Below are 4,030 nucleotides of genomic sequence, written 5' to 3' on the forward strand. Positions count from 1 at the left end.
GTAGTAGTTGTTTTCCCAACACCACCTTTTCCACTAATTACTGCTATTACGATACCCAATTTGTCTCCTTTAATACTGGTGTTATTACTATTTTATTATTTATAAATTCTACTTTATTTAATCGTTCATTTAACGATGCATTATCAACTTCGATATCATTAAAAACTATATTTGCTTTAGGTGATGCTTTTATCATCATAAAGTTTCCATTACATCTAATAGCACCTTCAACTATTTGTGTAATGATTAGATTGCCATTTATTATAATTGTTGCACCACTATTTACTCTATTTAATAAAAGTAAATCGCCATCAATATTTAATTCCTGACCACTTCTTACAAGTGTATCTCTTACTTTTAAATTATTCTCTAACTTATGTGATAATTTAGATAATTCTTCTTCTATTTGCTGTTGTTCAATTTCATGTTGTTTCTTTTGCTCTTGCATTTGTTTATCAAGAGCAATTCTTCCTTGACCTTTTGGAAGTATTACATTAACTAAAAATTTTAGTTCTTTTTGATTTAAATAATCTTCAACTCTTTTAGTTAATTCTCCATTAATCACAATAAGGTGATCTTTGAATAAGATATAATTAACTTCAAAAAAAGATATAAATTCATCTTCATTTGTTAATGTCATTTCACAAACTTTTACTGAATATTGTTTTGTACGCAAAGTACTCCTTTCTCTAAGGTCTTACCTATTTGTATAATATGATTTTTAAAAATTATAATTTGATTAAAAGTACGTATTTTAGCATAATTTACTAAGTAATTAGCTAAATTTTGCATTGAAATTAACTTTTTCTTACTTAGGACTTAACTTTTTTAATAAAAATATTAGTTTTTTATAGACTAGTAGTCTAATTTGTTTTTAAGTAATATAGTCTTATAATTCAAATTCTTAGACCAATGGTCTAAAAAAGGAGTAAATCATAGATAAAAATATTAAAAAAAACAATAAAAGAAGACAGATTATTTTAGATTCTTATAAATATTTAATTAAAGCAGGAATTAACAACTTTTCATTAAATGAATTATTAAAAGATTTAAATATTGCAAAAGGAACACTTTATCACTATTTTAAATCAAAAGATGAAATCATATTTGAAATTTTTAATGAAATCACTAAAGATTATATTAAAAAAGCTTCAAGGAAATTAGAAGAGAAACATACTCTTGAAGAAAAGTTAGAAGTGTTATTTGAAATTTATCTAATAGACAATAAAGAGAATAGGGATATTTTAAATTTATATAAAGAGCTTATGAATATAAATGATTTCTTAAATAATGAAATTGTTGAAAATTCAAATTTAGAGTATATAAACTTTATACAAGAAAAATTAAATGATATTTTAAAAGAGGATATTTCAAAAGGAAATATTAAAAAAGAGGCATTAGAGTTTATTACTACATTTATATGTACAGCAGATGGAATGTTACTTTATTCATTCACATTAAAAAATTTTAATTTACAAAAAGAGTATTCAAATTTTTTGAATAACTTTATAAAACTAGTAAGGATAGAAAAATGATTTCATGGGTATATTTAGCATTTGCAATAATATTTGAGGTAGTAGGAACTATTTCATTAAAATATTCATCTCTTACTAATAATCATTTATATAGCGCATTAACAGCAATTTGTTATGTTGTATCATTTGTTCTATTATGGTTTACAATTAAAAAACTAGATATTGGAATGGCTTATGCTATATGGGCAGGAATTGGGACAGCAGTTATTTCTGTTCTTGGTTTTTTAATATTTAAAGAGCAAATTACACTTATAAAAGTTTTATTTATTTGTTTAATAATTGTAGGAGTTGTAGGTTTAAAATATACAAGTGCTCAATAATTTTATAAAAAAAATAATATAAGGTAAAAAAATAGCAAATTTTGAAATTGTTTAAATTCAATGCAAAATTTGCTTCTCTTTTAATATTCCAATTAACTCAATTAGACTATACTTTTATATCTAAAAAGAAGAACTTTCTATGAAAAAACATTTCCTCGAACAATCTATTATTTTTTACTCAGTTTCTAAATGGCTTATTATCTCAACATTTATTGGTATTACAATCGGTTTTGTAGTTACTTTTTTTGTAAATATTTTACAATATGCAGAAGATTCAAGGGCATTACTTGGATTCAAATATTATTATTTATTACCTTTTGCTTTAGTTTTAGCTGTTTGGCTTAGTAAAACTTTTGCTCCAAGTGCAAAAGGACATGGTACAGAAAAAGTAATTGAAGCTGTTCATAAAAGAAATGGAAAAATCGATATTATGGTTATTCCTGTAAAACTTATTGCAACAGTTCTTACTATTTTTGCAGGTGGTTCAGCTGGAAAAGAAGGACCTGCTGCTCAAATTGGTGCAGGTGTTGCTTCTTTTATGTCTGATCTTTTGAAGTTTTCTGAAGAAAATAGAAAAAAAATAGTTATTTGTGGAATTAGTGCAGGATTTGCAGCTGTATTTGGAACACCAATTTCAGGAGCAATATTTGGTGTAGAGGTTTTAATTGTTGGTATTATCATGTATGATGTTTTATTACCATCTTTTATAGCAGGATTTGCAGCTTTTACAACAGCAAGATTTTTAGGTCTTGATTATACATATTTTGATATGAGATTTTCTCAAGCTATTCCTTTAGAAATTGGCTTAATAGCACAAGTTGTTCTTGCAGGTATATTTTTTGGAATTATTGCAGATTTTTTTATTACATTTTTAAAAAGCTCAGAAAAATCAATACAATCAATTAAAATAAATCCTTATTTAAAAGCATTTTTAGGTGGTTCATTATTAGTTGGATTATCTTTTTATTTTGGAGACAGATATTTTGGTTTAGGTTTAGAAACTGTAAATAATAGTTTTTTCTCTGATACTAATATTTCAAGTGAAATACCTTGGTATGCATTTATTCTAAAAACACTATTTACCTCTGTTACATTAGGAGCAGGTGGAAGCGGTGGAGTTTTAACACCGATATTTTTTGTAGGTGCAACAAGTGGAAATTTATTTGGAACTTTAGTTGGTGATCATATAGCATTTTTCTCGGCAATTGGTTTTGTAAGTGTATTAGCAGGTGCAACAAATGCACCAATTGCAGCTATTATAATGGCTGTTGAATTATTTGGCTTAGAAATTGCTCCTTATGCTGCTGTTTCTGTTGTAATCACGTTTTTAATTACAGGACATAGAAGTGTATTTCCATCACAAATTTTAAAAATGCAAAAAAGTGAACTACTTGATATAAAAATGGGTGAAGACATTGATCATGCTGATATTAATGTAAGAGAAAAAGATAAAGAAAGATTTAGATCTTTAAAGAAAAGATTAAGAGATAAAAATAAAATAACTCATAGACGAAGATAATATAAATAAGTAGACTTTACTTATTTATATTTTTATTAGAACTTATATTACTTCTAAGATAGAAAGTGAAAAATATTACAATACAAATCAAAATTAATCCAATAAATAAAAAGAAGTCTTGAACACCTAAATATGATACTAAACCATGAAAAATCAATGGTGAACTAAACTGTCCTAAAAATAATGCACTTGTAAAATATCCTGAAGTTTTAACTCTTTTTTTCAAAGTCGTACGACTTAACATCCATGCTGTTAAATTTGTCATCATAATTCCACCACCAAAACCAAGTAAAGGTGCTGTGAAAAAAAACAGATTTAGATTAGTTACTAATCCTACCCCTGCAAATCCAAGAGCTATTATAAATGATGCTATTAAAAAAATAGTAGAATAAGAGAACTTATTTTTTAATCTTGCAAAAGTAATAGCTCCAAAAGCATTAGCTAAAAAGGCACATCCTATAATAGTTCCTGCAAATTTTCCAGAAGCATTAAACTCTTCAATAAGTAAAAAAGGTATTTGTGTTGGCAAAATAAAAAATATTAACATATAGCAAAAGCTAAGAAAATATATAAAATACATTTTTGAACTTACTTCTATTTCTTCTTCATTTATAGTATTGATTTTCACTTCTTTTAACTGTGTTATAACTAAGGGT

The 4,030-nt window shown here is 25.6% G+C and carries 5 protein-coding genes and 1 pseudogene; 4 read left to right on the forward strand and 2 right to left on the reverse strand.

The window, feature by feature from the left end; genetic code table 11:
* Positions 1-46: 46 nt before the first annotated feature.
* Positions 47-676, reverse strand: a complete 630-nt coding sequence (locus tag ACERKK_RS11815) for a septum site-determining protein MinC (RefSeq protein WP_373773279.1) — start codon at positions 674-676, stop codon at positions 47-49.
* Positions 677-1,001: 325 nt separating this feature from the next.
* Between ACERKK_RS11815 and ACERKK_RS11820 the strand changes: the two are divergent.
* The 4 genes and pseudogenes from ACERKK_RS11820 to ACERKK_RS11835 form a co-directional block, all read left to right on the forward strand.
* Positions 1,002-1,103, forward strand: a pseudogene (locus tag ACERKK_RS11820) (TetR/AcrR family transcriptional regulator); the annotation flags it as partial.
* 93 nt (positions 1,104-1,196) lie between these two features.
* Positions 1,197-1,535, forward strand: a complete 339-nt coding sequence (locus tag ACERKK_RS11825) for a hypothetical protein (RefSeq protein WP_373773280.1) — start codon at positions 1,197-1,199, stop codon at positions 1,533-1,535.
* Positions 1,532-1,855, forward strand: a complete 324-nt coding sequence (locus tag ACERKK_RS11830) for a multidrug efflux SMR transporter (protein ID WP_373773281.1) — start codon at positions 1,532-1,534, stop codon at positions 1,853-1,855. Before ACERKK_RS11825 ends, ACERKK_RS11830 begins: the two co-directional genes overlap by 4 nt.
* Positions 1,856-1,994: 139 nt before the next feature.
* Positions 1,995-3,374: a chloride channel protein gene (locus ACERKK_RS11835; protein WP_373773282.1), complete on the forward strand. Its 1,380-nt coding sequence runs from the start codon at positions 1,995-1,997 to the stop codon at positions 3,372-3,374.
* Between the two features lie 16 nt (positions 3,375-3,390).
* Here the strand turns inward: ACERKK_RS11835 and ACERKK_RS11840 are convergent.
* On the reverse strand, positions 3,391-4,030 hold a 640-nt coding region (locus ACERKK_RS11840), incomplete at its 5' end, for an MFS transporter (protein ID WP_373773283.1).

This window comes from Poseidonibacter sp., from assembly GCF_041821165.1.
Classification (GTDB): domain Bacteria; phylum Campylobacterota; class Campylobacteria; order Campylobacterales; family Arcobacteraceae; genus Poseidonibacter.

What these genes read in the sequence shown, in the direction of transcription:
- ACERKK_RS11835 (WP_373773282.1), top strand. Translation starts at nt 1,995, where the DNA reads ATGAAAAAACATTTCCTCGAACAATCTATTATTTTTTACTCAGTTTCT.
- ACERKK_RS11830 (WP_373773281.1), top strand. Translation starts at nt 1,532, where the DNA reads ATGATTTCATGGGTATATTTAGCATTTGCAATAATATTTGAGGTAGTA.